Source organism: Corticimicrobacter sp. (genome assembly GCF_040137905.1).
Classification (GTDB): Bacteria; Pseudomonadota; Gammaproteobacteria; order Burkholderiales; family Burkholderiaceae_B; genus Corticimicrobacter.
In genome coordinates, this window is sequence record NZ_JBEFDG010000013.1 from 1 (window position 1) to 21,980 (window position 21,980).

General features: G+C 59.0%; 17 protein-coding genes and 1 CRISPR repeat array. Of the genes, 9 read left to right on the forward strand and 8 right to left on the reverse strand.

The genetic code is table 11. From position 1 onward, the window contains the following. Window positions 1–158: 158 nt before the first annotated feature. Both cas1f and cas3f read left to right on the forward strand, forming a co-directional pair. Window positions 159–1,136 carry a type I-F CRISPR-associated endonuclease Cas1f gene (gene cas1f, locus ABN482_RS01595; protein WP_349502364.1) on the forward strand — a complete coding sequence of 326 codons (978 nt, stop codon included), beginning with the start codon at window positions 159–161 and terminating at the stop codon, window positions 1,134–1,136. 35 nt (window positions 1,137–1,171) lie between these two features. After that, the gene (cas3f, locus tag ABN482_RS01600; protein WP_349502346.1) at window positions 1,172–4,534 is read left to right on the forward strand and encodes a type I-F CRISPR-associated helicase Cas3f; all 3,363 of its coding nucleotides are present in this window, start codon (window positions 1,172–1,174) and stop codon (window positions 4,532–4,534) included. Here the strand turns inward: cas3f and ABN482_RS01605 are convergent. Next, window positions 4,519–5,541, reverse strand: coding sequence for a nucleotidyl transferase AbiEii/AbiGii toxin family protein (locus ABN482_RS01605; protein WP_349502347.1), 1,023 nt, complete (start codon window positions 5,539–5,541; stop codon window positions 4,519–4,521). The two genes, cas3f and ABN482_RS01605, sit on opposite strands and share 16 nt — an antisense overlap. Next, window positions 5,534–6,145 (reverse strand): DUF6088 family protein, encoded by a 612-nt coding sequence (locus ABN482_RS01610; protein ID WP_349502348.1) that lies wholly within the window; start codon window positions 6,143–6,145, stop codon window positions 5,534–5,536. The genes ABN482_RS01605 and ABN482_RS01610 overlap by 8 nt, the downstream gene beginning before the upstream one ends. A 575-nt stretch (window positions 6,146–6,720) precedes the next feature. Here ABN482_RS01610 and csy1 point away from each other — a divergent pair. From csy1 to cas6f, 4 genes are read left to right on the forward strand one after another with little or no spacing between them, the layout of a single operon-like run. After that, entirely contained in the window at window positions 6,721–8,073 is a 1,353-nt protein-coding gene (gene csy1, locus ABN482_RS01615; RefSeq protein WP_349502349.1) for a type I-F CRISPR-associated protein Csy1, read from the forward strand. Next, entirely contained in the window at window positions 8,070–9,095 is a 1,026-nt protein-coding gene (csy2, locus tag ABN482_RS01620; protein WP_349502350.1) for a type I-F CRISPR-associated protein Csy2, read from the forward strand. Before csy1 ends, csy2 begins: the two co-directional genes overlap by 4 nt. 26 nt (window positions 9,096–9,121) lie before the next feature. Beyond that, the gene (gene csy3, locus ABN482_RS01625) at window positions 9,122–10,147 is read left to right on the forward strand and encodes a type I-F CRISPR-associated protein Csy3 (RefSeq protein WP_349502351.1); all 1,026 of its coding nucleotides are present in this window, start codon (window positions 9,122–9,124) and stop codon (window positions 10,145–10,147) included. A 1-nt stretch (window position 10,148) separates the two neighbouring features. Next, on the forward strand, window positions 10,149–10,712 hold the full coding sequence (cas6f, locus tag ABN482_RS01630) for a type I-F CRISPR-associated endoribonuclease Cas6/Csy4 (RefSeq protein ID WP_349502352.1): 564 nt from the start codon (window positions 10,149–10,151) through the stop codon (window positions 10,710–10,712). A 128-nt stretch (window positions 10,713–10,840) separates the two neighbouring features. Beyond that, window positions 10,841–11,828: direct repeats of the CRISPR family, unit length 28 nt; unit sequence CTTCACTGCCGTATAGGCAGCTCAGAAA. Between the two features lie 15 nt (window positions 11,829–11,843). Here the strand turns inward: cas6f and ABN482_RS01635 are convergent. The 3 genes from ABN482_RS01635 to ABN482_RS01645 form a co-directional block, all read right to left on the reverse strand. Then, window positions 11,844–12,560 carry an anti-sigma factor gene (locus ABN482_RS01635; protein WP_349502353.1) on the reverse strand — a complete coding sequence of 239 codons (717 nt, stop codon included), beginning with the start codon at window positions 12,558–12,560 and terminating at the stop codon, window positions 11,844–11,846. Then, entirely contained in the window at window positions 12,557–13,129 is a 573-nt protein-coding gene (locus ABN482_RS01640) for a sigma-70 family RNA polymerase sigma factor (RefSeq protein WP_143859061.1), read from the reverse strand. Before ABN482_RS01640 ends, ABN482_RS01635 begins: the two co-directional genes overlap by 4 nt. A gap of 165 nt (window positions 13,130–13,294) precedes the next feature. After that, window positions 13,295–13,861 carry a DUF3455 domain-containing protein gene (locus ABN482_RS01645; protein ID WP_349502354.1) on the reverse strand — a complete coding sequence of 189 codons (567 nt, stop codon included), beginning with the start codon at window positions 13,859–13,861 and terminating at the stop codon, window positions 13,295–13,297. A 183-nt stretch (window positions 13,862–14,044) separates the two neighbouring features. Between ABN482_RS01645 and ABN482_RS01650 the strand changes: the two genes are divergently transcribed. From ABN482_RS01650 to ABN482_RS01660, 3 genes are all read left to right on the forward strand, one after another. Further along, complete coding sequence (locus ABN482_RS01650; RefSeq protein WP_349502355.1) at window positions 14,045–14,803, forward strand: hypothetical protein; 759 nt, start codon at window positions 14,045–14,047, stop codon at window positions 14,801–14,803. A gap of 37 nt (window positions 14,804–14,840) precedes the next feature. Beyond that, window positions 14,841–15,476, forward strand: coding sequence for an SMI1/KNR4 family protein (locus tag ABN482_RS01655; RefSeq protein ID WP_349502356.1), 636 nt, complete (start codon window positions 14,841–14,843; stop codon window positions 15,474–15,476). Between the two features lie 102 nt (window positions 15,477–15,578). Continuing rightward, the gene (locus ABN482_RS01660) at window positions 15,579–16,430 is read left to right on the forward strand and encodes a polyphosphate kinase 2 family protein (RefSeq protein WP_349502357.1); all 852 of its coding nucleotides are present in this window, start codon (window positions 15,579–15,581) and stop codon (window positions 16,428–16,430) included. A 111-nt stretch (window positions 16,431–16,541) separates the two neighbouring features. Here ABN482_RS01660 and ABN482_RS01665 read toward each other — a convergent pair whose 3' ends face one another. The 3 genes from ABN482_RS01665 to ABN482_RS01675 form a co-directional block, all read right to left on the reverse strand. Further along, window positions 16,542–17,717, reverse strand: coding sequence for an acetate/propionate family kinase (locus ABN482_RS01665; protein WP_349502358.1), 1,176 nt, complete (start codon window positions 17,715–17,717; stop codon window positions 16,542–16,544). Window positions 17,718–17,735: 18 nt separating this feature from the next. Further along, window positions 17,736–19,091, reverse strand: a complete 1,356-nt coding sequence (locus tag ABN482_RS01670) for a bifunctional enoyl-CoA hydratase/phosphate acetyltransferase (protein WP_349502359.1) — start codon at window positions 19,089–19,091, stop codon at window positions 17,736–17,738. A 146-nt stretch (window positions 19,092–19,237) separates the two neighbouring features. After that, window positions 19,238–21,907, reverse strand: a complete 2,670-nt coding sequence (locus ABN482_RS01675) for a plasma-membrane proton-efflux P-type ATPase (protein WP_349502360.1) — start codon at window positions 21,905–21,907, stop codon at window positions 19,238–19,240. Window positions 21,908–21,980: the final 73 nt, after the last annotated feature.

A 21,980-nucleotide genomic window follows, 5' to 3' on the forward strand; every position in this document is an offset into this window, starting at 1 on the left:
ATTTTTGATAATTAAGATTATCACAATAGACTTAGTGAGGCCAGTACAGCCGAGCATGAGGAAAGCCACCACCGCCACATTGCAGCACAGGCAATGACTTGATGAATCACCACATCCAGTTACACTTGAGCATCCAAGCCCTGACTACCGTGCGCTCCATGGAAGACATCAGCCCCTCCGCCCTGAAAACCATCCTGCACTCCAAGCGTGCCAACCTGTACTACCTGGAGCACTGCCGGGTTCTGGTCAATGGTGGTCGGGTTGAATATGTCACCGACGAAGGCAAGCGCTCGCTGTACTGGAACATACCGATTGCCAACACCACATCCGTGCTGCTTGGCACCGGCACTTCCATCACCCAGGCCGCCATGCGTGAACTCGCCAAGGCAGGCGTGCTGGTTGGTTTCTGTGGAGGCGGCGGCACGCCTCTGTTTTCGGCCAATGAGATTGATGTAGGCGTTGCCTGGTTTTCTCCACAAAGCGAATACCGCCCGACCGAATATCTGCAGCGCTGGGTACGATTCTGGTTCGACGACACGCGCCGCCTGGAAGCTGCCAGACAGATCCAGCGCATCCGCCTGACCCGTATACGTGAGCGCTGGATCAGCCATCGCGCCCTGCGCGAGGCAGGCTTCGAGGTAGATCCGGTGCTACTGGACAAGGCTCTGGAAAGCTGCGCGAAAGGCGTCGAAAATGCCCAGGATGTGACCTTCCTGCTGACCGAGGAAGCCCGGCTGACCAAGCAGCTTTTCAAATTTGCAGCGCGCGCCACCGGCTATGGCGACTTCGTGCGCAGCCAGCGTGGTGAATCCGGCGATCCCGCCAATCGCTTTCTGGATCATGGTAACTATCTGGCCTATGGGCTGGGTGCCACGGCAACCTGGGTGCTGGGCCTGCCGCACGGTCTGGCCGTCCTGCATGGCAAAACCCGGCGCGGCGGTCTGGTATTTGATGCCGCCGACCTGGTTAAGGATGCCATCATATTGCCGCAGGCATTCATCAGCGCAGTACGCGGCGATGATGAACAGCAGTTTCGCCAGGCCTGCATCGAAGCCCTGACACGCAGCGAATCGCTGGACTTCATGATCGACTCCCTCAAGCTGATTGCAGACAGACTGGGCCGGGAAGCGCCATGAACGTCCTGTTTGTTTCGCAATGCAGCAAACGGGCCTTGAGCGAAACCCGCCGGATACTGGATCAGTTCGCCGAACGCCGGGGCGAACGCACCTGGCAAACCCCCATTACCCAGGCCGGGCTGGATACCGTGCGCCGCCTGCTGCGCAAGACAGCGCGCAAAAATACAGCCGTGGCCTGCCACTGGATACGCGGTCTGGATCACAGCGAACTGCTCTGGATCGTCGGCAATGCCAGCGAGTTCAATCCACTGGGTGCCGTACCCACCAATACGACCCAGCGCGACATTCTGCGCACACAGGATGAAAACGACTGGCATACGGGAGAAGACATCCGCCTGCTCGCCACGCTGGCCGCACTGCTGCACGATCTGGGCAAGGCCAGCGTGGCGTTTCAGAATCGGCTGAAAGGCACCCTGACCGAGCGTAATCTCTACCGGCATGAATGGGTCTCGCTGCGACTGTTCCTGGCATTTGTCGGCCAGGCCAAAAACGATGCCGACTGGCTGCAGCGCCTGGCTGATCCTGCTGCCTACGATGAAACAAGCTGGACTGCCACCGGACGCTATCAGCGCGATGGCATCGACGCCACACAAAGCCACCCATTCCGCGACCTGCCGCCGCTGGCTGCGGCCATCGCCTGGCTGATCGTCAGCCATCACCGCCTGCCGGTTATTCCTGTCTACAAAAACGACAAACAGGAATGGCTGGGCAAACGCAACGACGGCAGCATTCGCTATTGGCTGGAACAGCCACTCTCCCAGATCAAGCACGACGCCAACGAGATCTATCAGGAGGCCGATCAGGCACGGATCGCAGCCTATTGGGAACTGGCCGGTACACTCCCCGTGATGGCACCCAAATGGCAGGCGCAGGCAGCCCGATTGGCCAAGCGTCTGCTGGAGTGCACCAACGCTGACACCGGCACATGGCTGACCAATCCCTATGTCATGCACCTGTCGCGGCTGTGCCTGATGCTGGCCGATCACTATTTTTCCAGCCTGCCTGCAGATCCTCAGGTAAACACTCCAGAATCCGCCAAGCGCAAACGCAAGGCTGCGCTGTTTGCCAACACCGACCGCGACGGCAAGTCCAAACAAACGCTGGAGAAACACCTGCTGGGCGTCGCTCACGATGCCAGCCTGATCGCCCATGCCCTGCCCGGCTTCGAGTGCTACCTGCCACGCCTGGCTCGGCATCGAGGCCTGCGCAAACGCAGCGGCAATCCGCGCTTTGCCTGGCAGGACAAAGCAGCCGATGCCGCAACAGCATTGCGCACGGCGGCCCAGGCGCACGGTGCCTTCATCATCAATATGGCCTCCACAGGCTGCGGCAAAACGCTGGCCAACGCACGCATCCTGTACGCTCTGGCCGACCCACAACAGGGACTGCGGGCCAGTTATGCGCTCGGGCTGCGCACCCTGACCCTGCAAACCGGGCGTAGCTATCGCACCGATCTGCACCTGAGCGACGATGAACTGGCCATTCTGGTCGGCGGTTCAGCCAGCCGCCAACTGTTCGACTATTACGAACGTCAGGCCGAGCGCCAGGGCTCGGCTTCCACTCAGGCCCTGATCGAAGAAGACAGTCATGTGCTGTACGAGGGTGTCACTGCAGACCATCCCCTGCTGACACGCGCCCTGCACGACCAGGACATACGGCGGCTGATTTCTGCCCCCATGCTGGTATGCACTGTCGATCACCTGGCCCCTGCCACGGAATCCTTGCGAGCTGGCCGCCAGATCGCCCCCATGCTGCGCCTGATGAGCAGCGATCTGGTACTGGATGAGCTGGACGACTATTCGCTTGAAGACCTGCCTGCCCTGACCCGGCTGGTGCATTGGGCCGGCCTGCTTGGCACCCGCGTGATCCTGTCTTCGGCCACGCTGCCACCGGCACTGGTCGAAGGGATGTTCCTGGCCTATCAGTCAGGCCGCCATCACTTTCAGCATAACCGCAGAAACAGTGTTGAAGGTGCACTCGCCGCGCTCCCCGTGCCCTGCCTCTGGGCAGATGAGTTTGGCGTGCAAACCGTCGCCTGCAATAGCGCCAATACGTTCAAGCAGGCGCATGGCTCCTTTGTGAACAAACGTGCCGCGCAGCTCCAACAGGCGACGCCTTTGCGACGTGCCGAATTGCTGCCACTGGATCTCGCCAAGAACCTGCCACCAGAAGCACACCACGCCGCCTTTGCCCCTCTGGTGCGCGATGCCTGCCTGCGCCTGCATCACGATCATGCGGAACGCGATCCTGTCAGCGGCAAGCGCATCAGTTTTGGCCTGGTGCGCATGGCCAATATCGAACCGCTGTTCGATGTGGCCCTGAATCTGTTTCAGCAAGGCGCGCCTACAGGCACCCACATTCACCTCTGCGTCTATCATGCCCGCTTTCCGCTGCTGCAGCGTTCAGCCATTGAGCACCAGCTCGATACGGCTTTCAACCGGCGGGAGGACAAAGGACAGGCCATTTACCAGTTGCCAGAGATCCGTGCACAGATCGACGCCCATGCAGCAACCGACCAGCTATTCATCGTGCTGGCCAGCCCGGTCTGCGAAGTCGGCCGGGACTGGGATGCCGACTGGGCAGTGGCCGAACCCTCCTCGATGCGTGCCCTGATCCAGTTGGCGGGCCGCGTCCAGCGCCATCGCGCCCAGCCGGGCGACAAGCCAAACATGCTGGTATTCGATACAAATCTGCGGCACTTTCGGCCATTTACTGGGGAGCAAAAAGATACGCCGGCCTGCTTTGTGCGACCGGGTTTTGAACAGGAAGGCGGCAAGAAATCAGGGATTGATGCCCGCCACCCCTTCCGCCTGCTATCTCACTGGCTCGACAAGCTGCTGCGCCCCGAAGAGTACCGCACCATCAGCGCCTTGCCGCGTATCCAACCTGCCTCCGACCTGCAACCCAAACTCAGGCTGGCAGACCTGGAGCAGGCCCGAATACAGGACACCATGCTGCCCCGGTCGACAGAGCAATCCTCCAGGGACCAGAACGCAGCCAGCATCTGGCAGCATCCGCAAGCCGCACTGACAGGAGCCTTGCCGCAACAGCAGCCGTTTCGTGCCAGCACAATGGACATGGAAACGCTGGTTTTTCTGCCTGATGAGGATGGTGATACCTTGTTGATGCATCGCGTGGAGCAGGATCCAAACCTACGAGGCCAGGATATTCACATCGAAGATCACCATCGCCTGCATGCGTTGAGGCTGAATTGTGGGGCCGGGATCAGCTCTTGGGGAAATTTCGATCTGCTGACTTTGCTGGCGGAACAGGCGGATGATCTCGACCTGCCGCTGGATGTGTGCGCCAAACGATACACCGTGGTGGAAGTGCATGCCAGCCGTAACGGGTGGCGGTATCACCCTTGGATAGGGTTGGCCTCTCAGCGAAGCGACTGATTGATCTGCTGCTCCAAACAGGCCAGCCGTTCAACAATGTCATCAAACGGCAAAGTCTCGCCATAGAACATCTGGGCATCCAGCATCGCCTGATAATCCAGTCTCAACGCACCAAGCAGCGCAGCATCCGGAACCAGTTTCAGTGCCCCCGTCAGGCAACGGTCGTAATGGCTGAACCCGCTGCGGAAAAAGGTCTCTTTGATACTCAGTACATCCTGCAACAATGCGACATCCCCCACGGCCTGACGACCGACATCGTGATCGGCCAGCCGCGCCAGATCGTACCAATGCCGCGACAGACGCTCGGCACCAGCACGCAGCTCCGGACGGTGGCATTCGACATGAATGAGCGTCGCTTTCTCCCAGAAAGTACGCATCGGCGACAGTACAGCCACCTCTGCCGTTGGCAACACCAAACCCTGCACGTGCGCCACAACGTCTGGGACGATAGTCAATGTTTCCTGCGGCAAGGTCGCGTTTCTGCCACCAAACTCGATCAATACACTGGGCCGCAGATAGATGTCGACATTTTCTACGGCACTGGGGTAATAAAGCCAGAGTTTTTCCGCATCATCACTGATCTCAATCGTGATTTCGTGATTCGGCAACGCCTGCGGTAAAACCTCGCGTAGTGTCGGCACCAGTTCTCCTGTGACATGCTCCGCCAATGCCACTTTAAGCTTTTCGGACAGCCGCTTTCGTTGAGTGCCGGAAAGCGTAGCCAGGTCAGGAATGTCCTGCACTAGGCTGCGGTAATCTACCGTGACGTCGATATCCTCGGAAAAACGCTCGATGGCCTGATAGACCTTCGACAGTGATGTGCCGCCCTTGAAGGCCATTGGTTTACGACATGGCAGTGTAAAAAGCACTCCCAGCACCTGGCACAACCAGATATCCTTTTCCAGAATTTCAGCACGCCGTCCCAGCATGGGGGCCAAACCATGAAGCAGGTCTGCTTGCTCGGCAGGCAGCAGATCAAAATAGGATACAGCCGCCGTATCAGACATGCGCCGCCTCGCTGCGTTCGTAGCCGCTCAGGGCTTCCAGCATCCACGCAGGCATTGATGCCTTGACCGAACACAGCGCCTGGAATTCAGGAGGTGCCAATTTTTGCGCGAGCCGGCGAAAAGTACTGGATGTGACGTGATGCCGGCCCAAATACCAGAGCGCCGACAACGCCTGCCCCGCTGGCCGACCGGCCAATACCAGTTTGCGGGCAGCGACATGCTGCAAGCGGACGGTCATTTTCCCGAATCGGACCGCCCGCGACGAGCCACTGGTGTAGAACACCGCTTGCGCCGGCATCTGTGTCGAGAAACCAAAACGCCGTGCGGCCTCGGCACCGTGAATCTCAATCGTCGCACCTTCAGCCTGAGCAATTGTCTGCGCGACCTGCTCGGGTGCGGGCAATGCCTTGATACCAAAGCGGCCGACCTTGGGAACGACATACAAACCATGACCAATGCGCTCAATACTGCCAGCCTTGGCAAGCCGCATCAACGCCTGATCGATAGCCGCGCGCGACCCCATCCCAGCAAAAATCGCGGGCGTAAAAGGCTCGCCGGGCAACTGGGTGGCGATGCGTTCTCGAATGGCTTGGGATGTGCTCATGGCAGACTCCTTTTGTTAGATATTCTATTGAAAAATCTAACAAACAACAATCAGATCTGCACAGCAACAACAATGAGGTGCCAGACAAAGGAGCACAAACCTGTCGAAACCAATCTGTGCTTTATTCTGCGTAGCACCGCTATGGGAATAAATAAAACACCCATAGGTAGATTCCCTTGACAGGCTGGGTTTCTCACTAGGACGAGCTGCCTATACGGCAGTTAACTACTAGATCTCAATCAAGAGGTCTATTTTCTGAGCTACTTTTCCCAGTAGTTTCTATAAATAGATCTATGGTCAATCAATAGTTCTATGGTTGACTTCCTGAAGTGACATACATAAGATACAGCATCATGTAGAGCGCCAACTCTACATGATGCTTAACAACCCGCCGATTGAAGCCCGGCCCTCAGCAACAAGGACTAATGCGCAAAGGAGGATAGAGATGTGACTGACCATCACATGATCAGAAGAGCAAGTTAAGGGGTAGCCCCTTACCACCACACCCCACGGCAGCAGGTTGCCGTGGGATTTTCATTGAATAGGCTTGCATGGTCAAGCCTATGGAGGATCCAATGAGTAACCAATCAGAACGATCTCCCCGCTCTGAGCGTTTCAGCACGGCCATCTCCGACTTCATCAACACACGACGTGACGCCAAGCTCAAGGGCAAGGAAGATGACGCCGAAGCCGCCGCCAAATACGATTACGCCACATGGCTAGGCGATGCCGCCCGACGGGTGGGCCAGATTCAGGCCGTCACCCATGTATTGAAAGCGACCCATCCAGATGCACGCGGCAGCAGCCTGCATATTCACCCCAAAAAACTGCCCCAACACCCTGAAATCGGCAGTCACTCACTGGGCGAAAACTTTGCTGAGGATGTCGTGGGCAACGCCGCTGCCCTGGACGTATTCAAGTTCCTGAAACTGGAAGTCGATGGCCGCAAGCTGCTGGACTGGATGCAGGTAGCAGACTCCGATCTCTTGGCTGCGCTGCATACAGACCCCGCGATTGCCCAGGAATGGGCATCAGCCTTTTCCGGTTTGGTACGCACTGAAACACAGGCTGTTTCGCACGCCAAAGCCAAGCAACTCTACTGGCTGGCAGGCGACGACCCGACCGACAACAGCCAGTATCTGCTGCTGCAGCCCCTGTTCTCCAGCAGTTTGGCGCATGCTGTACATGACGACATTCAGGAAGCCCGCTTTGGCGAGCCCAATAAACTGGCCCGCCAGGCACGCCGCAGCAAGGAAGCCCACGACAGATCCTACCGTGATTATCGGAATCTGATCGTTCGCAAGCTGGGTGGGACAAAGCCACAAAATATTTCACAGTTGAACAGTGAGCGAGGTGGCATCAACTACCTGCTGGCCTCCCTGCCACCCCAGCGCTGGCAAGATCAAGACAAAATCAAACTGCACAACGTAGAGTCGGCGCTGGATGGCCTGCGCAACCTCCCGCAAGTCCGTTCGCTCATCAAGGAATTGGCAGCTTTCCTGCTCACGAACCCGCCCCCCACGATGAAAACACAGTTGAAACGCAAAGCCATCGAACAGGCGTTGGGTGCGCAACTGCCGGTTTTTGTCGAACGCATTAAAGTACAGATGCAACAACCCGGCTGGACCCGCACCGATTGCGAACTGGCACTGTGCGAACAGCTCTGGCTGGACGCTGACCGCACTGGGCTTGATCTTCGCGAAACCCCGGAGGAGCAGAAAAAAGACCAGGATTTCAATGCCGCCTACCATTGGGGCGACTGGCCGGACCAGGTCGCAGACCGTTTCGCCAACTGGGTAAACGAACAGTTGCATGTCGCCGGCCTGACCATCGTCGGCACCAGCGAAGCCAAACACTGGGCGCGGCAAGCCATCATTGATGCAGCCTGGCCAGCTCCCATGCAGCGCCGTATGGGAGAAACCGCATGAGCCAATACCCCAAACATGATTTCCTGCTCGTGCTGCCGCACCTGCAGATCCAGAATGCCAATGCAGTCTCCAGCCCTCTGACACATGGGTTTCCATCCATCACGGCTTTTCTTGGCCTGATGTGGGCCCTTGAGCGCAAGGTTCGCGAGCAGGGTCTGGCACTGTCTTTCAAGGCCATCGGTGTGGTCTGCCACGATCACCAGGAGCAAAGCATCCAATCGGGCTTTGTCGGCAGTTTTTGCCTGACCCGCAACCCGATCGACAAGGATGGCAGCACCGCCGCGATTGTCGAGGAAGGCCGTATCCATCTGGAGATCAGCCTGGTACTGGCCGTGGATTGCCCGCGCTGGCTATCCGATCCTGATGAGAGGAAGCAGAATGCAGACCAGATCGCACAGATTCTGACCAACATGCGAATTGCCGGTGGCACGCTTTTGCCACCCAACCGACTGTCTGCCAAGCGCCACCAGGCCTATGTCGTAGACCTGTCCGGCAACGAAGAGGAACGCGGGCGACAGTTCAGCCAAACACGCATGCGCCTGCTGCCAGGCTATGCACTGGTAGCACGAGATGATCTGCTGACATCACGTCTGGCAGCGTTGCAAACCACACAACCAGACGCAACCCGACTGGATGCCTGGCTGTCGCTGTCACGAATCAATTGGCATTACGCCGAAACCGAGCTGCCCTCCGAAGGCACGGTTACCGCCAAAGCGCCTAAAAGCGAGTGGCAGCATGACCGGAAGGATCTCGGCTGGATTGTTCCGATTCCGGTCGGCTACGGCGCACTGGGTGAAACACATCCGCCAGGCAGCGTGGCCAACGCACGCGACAGCGATACGCCCTTCTGCTTCGTGGAAAGCCTGTATTCGGTAGGCGAGTGGTTGAGTCCACATCGTCTGAACACGCCCCAGGAATTGCTATGGTATGCCGACAGCCAGCCAGACAACGGCCTGTATCGCTGCCGGAACGACTACCGCCTTGCCCATGATTCGCTGAATCTGCAGTACGACTTCGACTGAACGACGACTACGAAAAGGAATTCATCATGACCGACAACACCAAACTCAAGACCGCCTCCGTCCTCGCCTTCGAGCGCAAGCTCGATCCTTCCGATGCGCTTTTCCAGGCCGGACAATGGGCCACACGCAATGGCACCGCAGAATGGCAACCTGTGGGCATCATCCCGAAATCGGTACGCGGCACCATCTCCAACCGACTCAAGACCAAGGATCAGGATCCTGCAAAACTGGATGCAGCCATCCAGAATCCCAATCTGCAGACCGTTGATGTCGCCGCCCTGTCCGCAGAAGCGGACACCCTGCGCGTGCGGTTCACACTGCGTGTGCTGGCAGGCACCGGCAAGCCCTCTGCCTGCAATGATGCAGACTATCAGCAAGCCCTGCAGGCCACCGTGACAGGCTATGTTCAGCAGCATGGTTTTGGTGAACTGGCACGGTGCTATGCCGCCAACCTGGCCAATGGCCGTTTCCTGTGGCGCAATCGTATCGGTGCCGAGCAAGTGGAAGTGCAAATTCGCCGTCTGCAGGACGGGCAGGCCACGCAACAATGGACATTCAATGCCTTGTCGCTGTCGCTGCGGGACTTCGAGGCCGGCACTACCGATCTTGAGGCTCTGGGCAATGTCATTGCCAGCGGCCTGTCTGGTGAGGCGCATGTCCTGCTGGAGGTCATTGCCTTTGCCCGTCTGGGTGCAGGGCAAGAGGTATTTCCCTCACAAGAGCTGATCCTGGATCGCAGCCGCGGCGACAAGAGCAAGACGCTCTATCAGGTCAACGGCATTGCCGGCATTCACTCCCAGAAAATCGGCAACGCCTTGCGCACCATCGACACATGGTACCCGCAGGCCGACGAATCCGGTCCTATCGCGGTCGAGCCCTATGGCTCGGTCACGACCCAAGGCAAGGCATGGCGCCAGCCCAAGGATAAAGTCGATTTTTACAACCTGCTCGATAACTGGGTGCTCAAGGGCAAGGCACCCGCCAATCCGGATGACCAGCATTTTGTGATCGCCGTGCTGATCCGGGGTGGCGTCTTTGGCGAGGCCAATTGACATGGACCACTATATTGATCTGCGCGTCCGGTCAGATCCTGAGTTTCCTGTACCGCAATTGCTCAATGCCCTGTTTGCCAAACTGCACCGTGCCCTGGTTGCGCTCAAGGCAGACGATATTGGCGTGAGTTTTCCAGGTCACAAGAGCAAAGGCGCTGGCCTGGGCCATACCCTGCGACTGCACGGTCACCAGGCACGACTGCAGCACTTGATGCAGGAGAACTGGCTGACAGGCATGGCCGACCATATCGATGCAGCAGGCATTCTGCCAATACCGGCGGGTGTGCAGCATCGGATTGTGCAACGTGTGCAGGTACACAGCAGTGCCGAACGCATCCGCCGACGCCAGATGAAACGCCATGGATTGACGGCAGAAGAGGCACGCCAGCGCATCCCCGATACGGTAGAGCAGCGTTTGGATCTGCCCTGGCTCACCTTGCGCAGCCAAAGCACTGGACAGCACTTCCGGCTATTCATCGAGCATTTGCCCTGCCAGACAACAGCCGTGTCAGGCAGCTTCAATGCCTACGGCCTGAGCAACGTGGCCACTGTTCCCTGGTTCTGACCCTTTTCTGGAGGGTTTCTCCAGCCTCTTTAAAAACAAAGACTTACGAAGCCCTTTCAAAAAAGGGTTTCGACTACCTTTTTGTCGTAAAACCAATAGCCTGGGGCTTTGCAGAGGTTCGGGGTCTACTTCACTGCCGTATAGGCAGCTCAGAAAAGAGCGGCATCCGCAACATGGGCGATCTGGTGCTTCACTGCCGTATAGGCAGCTCAGAAAAGAATCTGGGAGCGCAGGAAAGCATACCGGGCCTTCACTGCCGTATAGGCAGCTCAGAAAACACGCCTACCGAGTTTGAGCGTTTCCTGATACTTCACTGCCGTATAGGCAGCTCAGAAAGTGAGGCCAAGGAACTGATCGTCGAGGTGATCCTTCACTGCCGTATAGGCAGCTCAGAAATTGGCCCTGGCTGGCGGCAACTGTGCTGATCTCTTCACTGCCGTATAGGCAGCTCAGAAAATCCGCCCCAGCAATGAACATGAGGCTATCCACTTCACTGCCGTATAGGCAGCTCAGAAAAGGTGCTTGACGATCAAGGCATTCCATACAAGCTTCACTGCCGTATAGGCAGCTCAGAAAGAGTAAAGGCAACAGATATCGAGTCAGGCCGTCTTCACTGCCGTATAGGCAGCTCAGAAAGTCAGCATGCTGGTATCGCTGCCGTTGGCAAGCTTCACTGCCGTATAGGCAGCTCAGAAAAGCACACTCATGACGCTGATTGAGACGACATCCTTCACTGCCGTATAGGCAGCTCAGAAATGGCACCGCCACGGTCACAGCCAAGGCTTCGTCTTCACTGCCGTATAGGCAGCTCAGAAACGTCCACGACCCGCGAAAACAGCTACCCCTGGCTTCACTGCCGTATAGGCAGCTCAGAAAAGGCCGAGAAGGCATCAGGGGACGGATGGATCCTTCACTGCCGTATAGGCAGCTCAGAAACTGCTGATGTATGACGATCAACGTCTGCCAATCTTCACTGCCGTATAGGCAGCTCAGAAACAGCTCGGACTGGCCGATCAGGATGATCGAGACTTCACTGCCGTATAGGCAGCTCAGAAAAGCCGGCATCAGTATCGATCCAGGCACGCGTACTTCACTGCCGTATAGGCAGCCCTCCAGAATTCCTCGGTTCCTTTAAAGACGCACCGCACGTCCAATCGCCTGAATCGGCCCGGTCGGTTTGCCTGTCGGGGAGCCGCTGGCAGGCTCCAGGGTCAACTCGAACAACTGGTTCGCCTCCAGCGGTGGCAAATCAGCCAGCCGCACGCGCAGGCTGTGGCCGGGCTCCACCAGACCAAGAGATACGGGCGCGGACCAGTCATCTGCCTTGGTCCAAAACTCCAGAGCCTGACCATCAGGCACCCGAAAACTGCCCAGAGGAATCAGCTCAACCGCATCGGCACTGACAGTTTGAATCATCCAGCCAGGCGAACTCGACCCCGGTGCAACCAGTACCACAACGTACTCGACTGCAGTCGTGCGCTGCAACAACACACCACCCAGCAATACAACACAGGCAAAGCAGGCCACCGCAAAACCTCGCCAAAGGGCCAGGTTGAGCCACAGGCGCTGCCAGCATGATGCCGCTGGCGCAGAGGCTGACCGCGGTGCTGCAGAAAACGACAGGGTTGTCGCAATACGTTCCCACAATGCCCGTGAAGGCTCCACCGGAGGAACAAGGTTATTGAGTGGCAACAACCGCGCCTGCCAACGCGCTACCGCCTCACGCAAAGCCACATCTGTCTCCAGACGGGCCGTGACCTGTCTGCGCAACGCAGAGGGAAGCGTCCCCAGGACATACTCTCCTGCCAGGGTATCGAGATCTTCGTGAATATTGTCTTCGCCATTCATCCCATGCACTCCCTGAGCGCTTGCAAGCTGCGCTTGATCCAGGCTTTGACGGTGCCAAGGGGGGTCGTCAGGCGCGCCGCGATTTCAGCATGGGACAAACCATTGACGTATGCCTGCAAAATGCATTCGCGCCGCTCTGGTGACAAAGTCTCCAGACAAGGAACCAGCCTGGCTGCATCAGCCTGCCATGCAGCAGAGTCCTGATCATGATGCCAGCTTTGCATGGCAGCCTCGCTGGCCAGTTTTTCTTCGGTGTCGGTATCGACGCTCACCATCCGGCCGTGATCCCGAATATGGTTCAAGGCCAGATTGCGAACAATGCCATGAATCCAGCCACGCGCCGACCCCCGTGTGGCATCGAAAGTGGCTGCGTGACGCCAGATATTGACGAAGCCATCATGGACGATATCTTCTGCCAAAGCAGTATCACCGACGATGCGACGCGCCACACCGACCAATCTGGCACTCTCATGATGGTAAAGCGCCGCCAGGGCATCGCGCTCCTGCAAGGCGCATGCGCGTAGCGCAGCGGCATAATCGAACTCGGCTGTGATGCTGGCAGAAGTCATGGCTGGAAATCCGTGGCTAGCTGTACATCCGCAACAACTGGTGACACCAGAAGTCTTTGCATTCTAGCAGGCCCAAAAAATCACAACCTGTCTATATGGATGTCAGCCGATACCCTGTTGCACAGGGTATCGGCTGACAAAATGCACGCCTGTTGGATCACGGCATCAATAGGCTTTCCAGAAAATGTAATCGGCCCGGTACGGAACCTTTTCCTTGCTGCCGATCCTGTCACTGGTGCATGGAACCCCGGAAGGTGCCACCCCGCCCTTCAAAGCCACCCGCTGGATGTAGGTCACGCCCTCCAGCGCCCCCTTACCTTCGACCGGATTGGCCTGAACCAGCTGGAAGGGCAAATTGCCGGTGCCTGCGGGCGCTGTCGCCAGTTCTTTGCCAGTCAGTTTGGAGCCATCGAGCGCTTCCCAGGTGGCGGGAGGCCCCCAGTATTTTCCAACCTGCTGACCCGCACGGTCGGCCAGTACTGCCACCGGCCCGGCAAATGCCCATGCAGCGCCCTCGGGTGCGTCGGCCTTCACGCGGCACTCATAGGTGATCTCACCCGTCCCTACCGTTTCCCATGCAATCTGGTTGCCGGCAGGCACACGGATCTGCTCAGGCACGGAGTCTTGCGAAAAGGCCGGCATCGTCGACGCTGCAAATGCAGCGTAGCTGGTGGACAAGCCGGCAAGCGCAACGCAGCAAGCGGCAAACAGCGGTGTGGAACGAATCTTCATGAGCATGCTCCTTGGATCTGGTTGAGGACACCAAAACGCTTTTGTCAGCGTCATAGGCTATACACATGGCAAGCCAGACTGGATGCAGCAAAAAACAATTCGTTTCAACTCTATTGGAAGGCCTCGATCGAACCATAGACGGTATCATTTACACCCACACCCAGTCTCATTAGCTTGGCCTTTATGTCTCACACCCATCCCCCCCTCTCTTTCCCAAAAATATCGCGCCAAGGCTTTGTCTACGAGGCCGATATAGACCAGCCCGCCCACATCGGCGCAGCAACCATCGGGCAGATCATCACGCAAGAGGATGCCCCGCCCTACATCGTCGTGGACCACCATATTGACAATGTATTGCCCACGCGCTGGCCCGGTCGCCTGTGGCATGTCCGGATACTGGCGGTCGCCCTAGATCAGCCGGCTTCCTACGCAAATTACACGAGGGCGACCTCCATAGAAGTATGCGACGCACTCTCTCCTGCACTGCTGTTCGGGCCACAGGGAGACGCCGTGAGCAAGGTCCAGGACCTCATCCCCCACCTGACCCTTGCCCAGATCGAGCATCTCGCCCAGCATGCCACACCGGCAGCAGAAGCCGGCTATGAAGCGGCCTGGGGAACCTGGCTGGAGCAAACCGACCCGGCCAGCAAGCAACCTGGCATGCAATACGCGGGCGTACTGGCAATGGGCAATGGCCTGTCGCGCTCGCCGCTGGGCCACGCCTTCACCCTGGCACATGCGCAATATTGCAAACGCGTCAGGGCACTGGCAGGCAGCGACGCCTTTGAAGCCGATGAAGATGGCGACGAATGGCTGCGCGCCCCCTGGTCGGAAGCCCTCACCACCCTGCTGTCCATCATCATGGGACTGGGAGCCCCGCATCTGTCCAGCGCAGAAAACACGGTCATCATGACAACCGCCTGGTTTGATCTGCCCGCCTGATCGCCCCCGCATCATCGCTCACGCATATTGACACCCCATGCCGCAAAACACCCTATTTCAATACCAGAACCGCTGGATAGAAACGTCACAACCGCCGGCGTCCGAACAGGCACTGGAAAGCATTGAAACGACGCTGGGCGCGACACTGCCGGAAGACTATAAAAATTTTCTGCGCATCGTGAATGGCGGTTATCTTGAATATGATCTGTCAGTCTCGTTCGAAGACGGCAGTCATGAATATCTTTCTTTTTCTGCCCTGTTCCATGCAGATATGGCAGACGAATGGGAGAGCAATCCCTTCGAACTGACGCAGGCCAGGCAACATCCTGATTTTCCGCGATCCGGCGTATTGCCGATTGCCCGCGATGGCGGCAGCAGCGTCCTGTATCTTGACCTGCGCCAGGGCTGCCAAATCGTGGCGCATGTGGCCGGGCTGCCTGCCTGGACAGGCAAGCGACAACAGGACACCCTGCTGATCGTTGCCAGCTCGTTTGACGACTATCTGCAGCGCCTGACGCTCAGCGAAGAAACCATCCTCGGCCATATCCGGGCCTTTGATGCCACGCCCGATACCGTGCAGGCCACCCTGGACTGGTTCGATTCGGTAGGGAAATCCTGGCGACAGGCCTATCAGGCAGCATGGAACGAAAAAGTACCGTTTCATCCCATTTAAAAAATATATTATTCAAACTGTTGATAAACTGATCACATCATAAAAAGCTGAGATTCAAAGACACCCTGTAATTTCAAAAAATTTCCCAAGGAGCGATTCGACATGGATTTGCGTGAAAAACTGATTGTCCGCCCAGGTAGCTCTATCAAACTCAGCCATGTCGATGCTTCATTTCATGGGCATTTTTCCAGCCAGGAAGATGCCAGCAGTGAAATTACACGAAATCTCGCCAAGCTCGACGAGCTGCAGCAAAAACTGTATGCCGAGAAAAAACACGCCGTGCTGGTCGTGTTGCAGGGCATCGATGCTGCAGGCAAGGATGGCACCTGCTGGCATGTGCTGTCTGCCATGAATCCTCAGGGGACGGCTGTCACCGGATTCAAGACCCCGACCCCGGAAGAATCGCGCCATGACTTCCTGTGGCGCATCCACCGCCATGTGCCCGAACTGGGCACGGTCGGCGTGTTCAACCGTTCCCACTATGAAGACGTGCTGGTGGTGCGGGTACACGACCTGGCCCCCCGCGAGGTCTGGTCCAGGCGCTACGACCAGATCAATGCCTTCGAAGAATCCCTGGCACTGCAAAACGTCACCATCCTCAAGTTCTTCCTCTACATTACGCCAGAGGAACAACTGGAGCGATTCCGGCGTCGGCTCGACGACCCGGCCCGCCAGTGGAAGATCAGCGACGCCGACTACAAGGAGAGAAGCTTCTGGGATCAGTACATCGAGGCCTATGAAGCCATGCTGGAAAAGTGCTCGACGGCGCACGCGCCCTGGTATGTCATCCCGTCCAACCACAAGTGGTTCCGTAATCTGGCGGTGTCGCAGATCCTGGAAAACACCCTGCTCGACCTGAAAATGGAACTGCCCAAGCCGACCGTCGACCTGGAGCAGATTCGTCGTGAATACCATTCGGCAGCCAAGTCTCCCAGTCATCCTGAATCAAAATAAGTGCAGCCCATGCCGGCCCGCTCAGGGTCGGCATGTCATACCCGGCAAACAGAAATCAGGCCGCAGCACACAGCCTGCGGCCTGATCGACAATCACCATCGGATCACGGCTTCAGGCAGCCGCCTTGCCTGCCAGTTCAAACGTATGGCGCGCAATCATCAGCTCTTCATTGGTCGGGATCACCCACACGGATACCGCACTGTCAGGCTTTGAAATACACAAATGGTTTGCCGCATTGGCCTGCTCATCGATATGCACACCCAACCAGGCCAGGCTGGCGCACAACCTGCTGCGCACGATGGCAGAGTGCTCACCGATCCCCGCCGTGAACACCAGGGCATCCAGCCCGCCCAGGACCGACGCATAGGCACCTGCATATTTGGTCATGGCATAGACAAAATAATTCACCGCCAGTTGGGCATCGGGATCAGTACTCTCCTGCAGTTCACGCATGTCATCCGATTTGCCGGACAGCCCCAGCAATCCGCTGCGATGATAAAGCGCCTGTTCCAGCGTCTCGGGGGTGAAGCCGCCGCTTTTCATCAGGTAGAACAGCAGATCGGCCGGCACATCCCCCGAGCGCGTGGACATGGGCAGCCCGGTGATCGCACCGAAGCCCATGGTAGTCTCGATGCTTTTGCCATCGAGCATCGCGCACATGGATGTCCCGCCCCCCAGATGGCAGGCAATCGCCCGTCGCGCCTGCGGTGCATGCCGGGCCAACTGGCGGCTGATGTAGTCGTAGGAAATGCCGTGATAACCCCAATGGCGCGCGCCTGTATCGCGGATGTCCTTGGGCAGGGCATAATTCTGCGCCAGCTCGGGCATGCTGCGGTGAAACGAAGTATCAAAGCAGCACACCTGGTGCAAATGGCTGTAATCCTGCAGCAGCACACGCGCCCCCAGCACGTTGTAGGGCTGGTGCGATGGCTCCATCCTGACCAGGCCATCCAGATAATCCAGCACTTCGGCCGTGACCAGCGCAGGCCCGGAAAAACGGGTTCCGCCCAGCACCACGCGGTGCCCTGCCATCGTGACACGGATGTGCTGCTCATGCTTTTCCAGCCAATCGACCACGAAGGCCAGTGCCTGTCGATGGTCGATGGCCTGCGGCCAGTCCTGCGTACCCAGGCTTGCGCCCTGGGCACTGCTGGCGCTGAAATGAGGATGGGACTCCATGCTGTCGATCCCGCCGCTGCACAGCAAAGGCAGATCGGCTCCGGCCTGATAGACCCCGAATTTCAGGCTGGTCGAGCCTGCATTGACAACAAGTATGGCTTCGATCATTTTGCTTTTCTCCAGAACTCAGGCGACAGCAACCGTGGCAGCTCGCTCCCGCGCCTGCGCATCGGCGTACAGCACCGCAACAGCAGCCGAAAAACGGCGTATCGCAGCCGTATCGGCACGGCTGGTCAGGATCACCGGCACACGCGCCCCGACCACCAGACCAGCGGTTTGCGCATCGGCCGTGAAGCCCAGTGTTTTGTAGACGGCATTGCCGGTCTCGATATTCGGCACCAGCAGGATGTCAGCCTGGCCAGCTACCGGGGAGACAATTTTCTTGATCTGGGCGGCACCGGCATCCACGGCAGCATCCAGATCCAGGGGACCATCGACGATCCCACCCACGATCTGCCGACGATCTGCCATCTTGGCCAGCACCGCGCCATCGAGCGTGGCCTGCATGCGGGAGTTCACGACTTCCACGGCGGCGATCACGGCCACCTTGGGTTCGGACACACCCAGCGCATGCAAAAGGCCAATGGCGTTCTGGGCAATGTCGCGCTTCTGATCCAGCGTAGGCGCGATATTGAGCGCCACATCGGTCACGGCAAAACGCCGCCCATAGGCCGGCGAAGAGATCAGTGCCACGTGGCTCAGAAGCTGCCCGGTACGCAAGCCGGCATCGGCCTCCATGACGGCATGCAGCAGCACATCCGTATGCAGGCTGCCTTTCATCAGGGCCTGCAATTTGCCGGCCCCTGCAGCGTGCGCCGCCTGCCCGGCAGAGTCGGCCTCGCTGCGCGTATCAACCAATTCATAAGAAGAAATATCCAGCCCGCTTTGCTGGGCCAATGCCTGCAAGGCTGCCTTCGGGCCATAAAGCACCGGCTCGATCAGGCCAGCGCGGGCCGCCTCGACGGCACCCGCCAGGGCATCCTTGCTCAGCGGATGGACGATGCCTGTCCGCATGGGCGGCAATGTCCGCGCCTGCTCCAGCAGCCACTCCAGCCGATGCTCGGCCAGCCGGGCCTGGGTCGGCGTGGCCGGCGGCACGGCTTCCACCGCGCCATGTGCCAATACCTCGCCACCGGGGCCGGTCGCCTTGGCATCCAGGATGAGACTGCGCGACGCCGGCTTCTGCTCGCGCACGGTCAGCGTCAGTTGAATGGGCTGATCCAGCGGCAACACGCCGGTCGGCTGCACTGCCAGGCTGAGGATATGGCTGCCCGGCCCGGGCAACCGTGCCCCGACCAGGGCTGCAAAACTGGACGACAGCACACCGGCTGCCGCCTCGGCAGGTATGTCGCCTGCAGCCACGGCGGTATCGCCGAACGCGCTGCGCCAGGCAATCAGGTCACGCAGTTGCAGCGTGCGCTCCCATGAGGCGCTTTCCCCCGGTTTGAGTGTCTCGAATGCTCGACTTTCTACATTTTGCATGGCACATCGCTCCTGATGGTCATTCCGTTGGGCGCACGCCGGCCCTGCCCCGAATAAACGGGACAGGCGGCGCAATGCATGTAAAGACAAAGGGTATTCGGAGGGAGCCACGGAGGACTCCCTCAGACAACGTCAGCAGACCGGCATCACTTGGCCACGGCCACCGGTGCTACCGGGGCCACCGTGGCGGCAATCGGCTGACTCAGTTGCAGGCTGCGTTGCTCGCGCTTTTCCAATACTGCCTGGAAACCTTGCTTGAGCCAGTCGGTGATCAGGGTCGCAACGAGCACGTAAGCCCACACCAGCGCAATCAGTTGCCACGGCAGGGCAGGCACCAGGATGCCGAACAGGCACATCAGGATAGCCACGATCTGCGTGCCGACAATCGCCAGGAACAGCGTGCGGTTGGGGAACGGCCGGCTGAAGATGGAACCGGGAGCCCGCACGACGAAGAGCAGCATGTGCCCACCAGCCGCCAGTTGCAGGAACAGCATGGTCTGGATGTGCGGCAGGTCGATCGGGAAATAGGCCATCCACTCAGGGCTGTGCAGCCAGCCCATGGCCAGCAACACCAGGCCAAAACTCTGCAGCAGCGCCAGGATACCCATACCCGACGAGAACACGATGATGCGATGCATGTTCCAGCGTACCGGCTTGGGTGCGATCTTCACGTTGTCGTAGGCAATGGTCATGATGGGGATGTCGTCCAGCAGGGCCAGCACCACGATCATGATGGGGGTCAGCGGCTGGAAGCCAAAGACCAGGTAAGACAGCACCACGACAAACATGATGTCGATGGTCATTGCGATGCGATAGTAGACATAGCTGGTGATCCGGTTGAAGATCGCCCGCGCCTCGGTAATCGCATTCACGATGGTCGACAGCCCTGGCGCCGTCAGCACCAGTGCCGCTGCCGAGCGGGCCGCATCCGTCGCCCCGCTCACGGCCACGCCGCAGTCCGCCTGTTTCAGGGCCGGGGCATCGTTGACCCCGTCACCCGTCATGGCCACGATATGGCCGCGCTCCTGCAGTGCCTTGACGATCTCGAACTTGTGCTCGGGAAACACCCGGCCAAAGCCGTCTGCCTGCTCCACGGCCCGCGCGGCGTCGATGCTGATATGGTCAGGGTCGGCCTTGTCGCCGAACACCTTCTGCGCCTCGATGAGATGCTGACCCAGCCCCAGTTGCCGCGAGATTTCCGAACCGATGGCCACATCATCGCCGGTCACCATCTTGACTTCCAGGCCCAGCTCCTTGGACTGGGCAATCGTCTGCTTGGCGTCGGGGCGCGGCGGGTCGAGCAGCGCCAGGATGCCCAGCAGCGTCCAGGTCTTGCCATCATCATCGGAGCGCGCCACACCCAGCGCCCGCGTACCATGCGAAGCCAGTTCCGCCACCTTGGCAAAGTAGTCATGCGACACGCCGGTATCGCCCGTGCTGGTCTCGCTCACCCCGCACAGGGCGGCAATGACCTGGGGCGCGCCCTTGGCAAACTGGTGCTTGGTGCCGTCGGGTGCTGCCACGATGCCTACGGTCTTTTTGTTGACCGGGTCGAATGGCACGAAATCCAGGCTCTTGTACGTATCCAGCACCTTGGGATCTTTCAGCGCCTTGAGCACGGCCTGGTCGATCGCATCGCTGCTGTTGCGCTGCGATGCCAGCGCCGCCCCCACCACCAGAGCATCCGGGTCGGCACCATTGAACGGAATGGGCTCCTGCAGGGTCAGCAGGTTCTGGGTCAGCGTGCCGGTCTTGTCCGAGCACAACACATCCACGCCGGCCAGCTCCTCGATGGCCGACAGACGCGACACGATGGCCTTCTGCCGCGACAGCGCCAACGCCCCGAGCGCCATGGTCACCGACATCACGGCCGGCATGGCCACCGGCACCGACGCAATCAGGAGCACCAGCACGAACTGGGCGATCCGGCCTGCTTCGCTCCAGCCCAGGCCACCGCCGGCCACCATATCGCGCCAGATATTGGTGCCGATCAGCACCACCGCCAGCAACGCCGCCAGGATGATCAGGAAATCGCCAATTTTGAGTACAGCCTGCTCTGCGTGCGACTTGCTGCCGGCAGAGGCCACCAGCTTGGCCGTACGCCCGAAGAACGTGTTGTTGCCGGTGGAAGTCACTACGCCCGACATCGAACCCTGCCGGGCGATACTGCCCGAAAAGGCACTGTCGCCCACCCGTTTGGAAACCGGCAACGACTCACCGGTCAGCGCAGCCTGGTCGACCGACAGATACTTGCCATCGATCAGCAGCAGATCGGCCGGCACGATTTCGCCGCCGGCCACGGTCACCACATCCCCCGGCACGAGCTGGGCGGCATCGGTTGACACCCACTGGCCGTCACGCAACACCTTGGACTTGAGTGCCAGCCCCTGCTTGAGCGCAGCCAGGGCGTTGGCCGCCTTGTTGTCCTGCCAGAAACCCACGGCCGCGTTATACAGCAGCAGCGCCGCAATCACGGAGAAATCCAGCCAGTCCTGGCGGGCCAGCGAGATCAGGGCCGCCAGCTCGATCATCCAGGGGATGGGCCCCCAGAAATAGCCCAGGAGTTTCTTCCAGCGGCTTTCCTCATGCACCTGCAGGGCATTGGGCCCGTACTTGGCCAGGCGCTGGGTCGCCTCGGCGGCACTCAGCCCCTTGGCGGTCGTCTGCAACTCGGCCAGCTTGGCCGTGATGCCGGCGGCATCAAGCGTCTTTTTCGAGGTATTGGCGGAAGATGAATCGGCGCTTGCAGCGCCAGCCCCATGACTGTCGGGGTTGCCGGCAGCGGGTGGCGAGGCGGGTGGCACGGTGGTTGACATAGCGGTGTCTCTCCATTCACAGAAACCAACGATTTAGACGTATGCAATTTCGATACAGGAGGGGCCGAAGGCC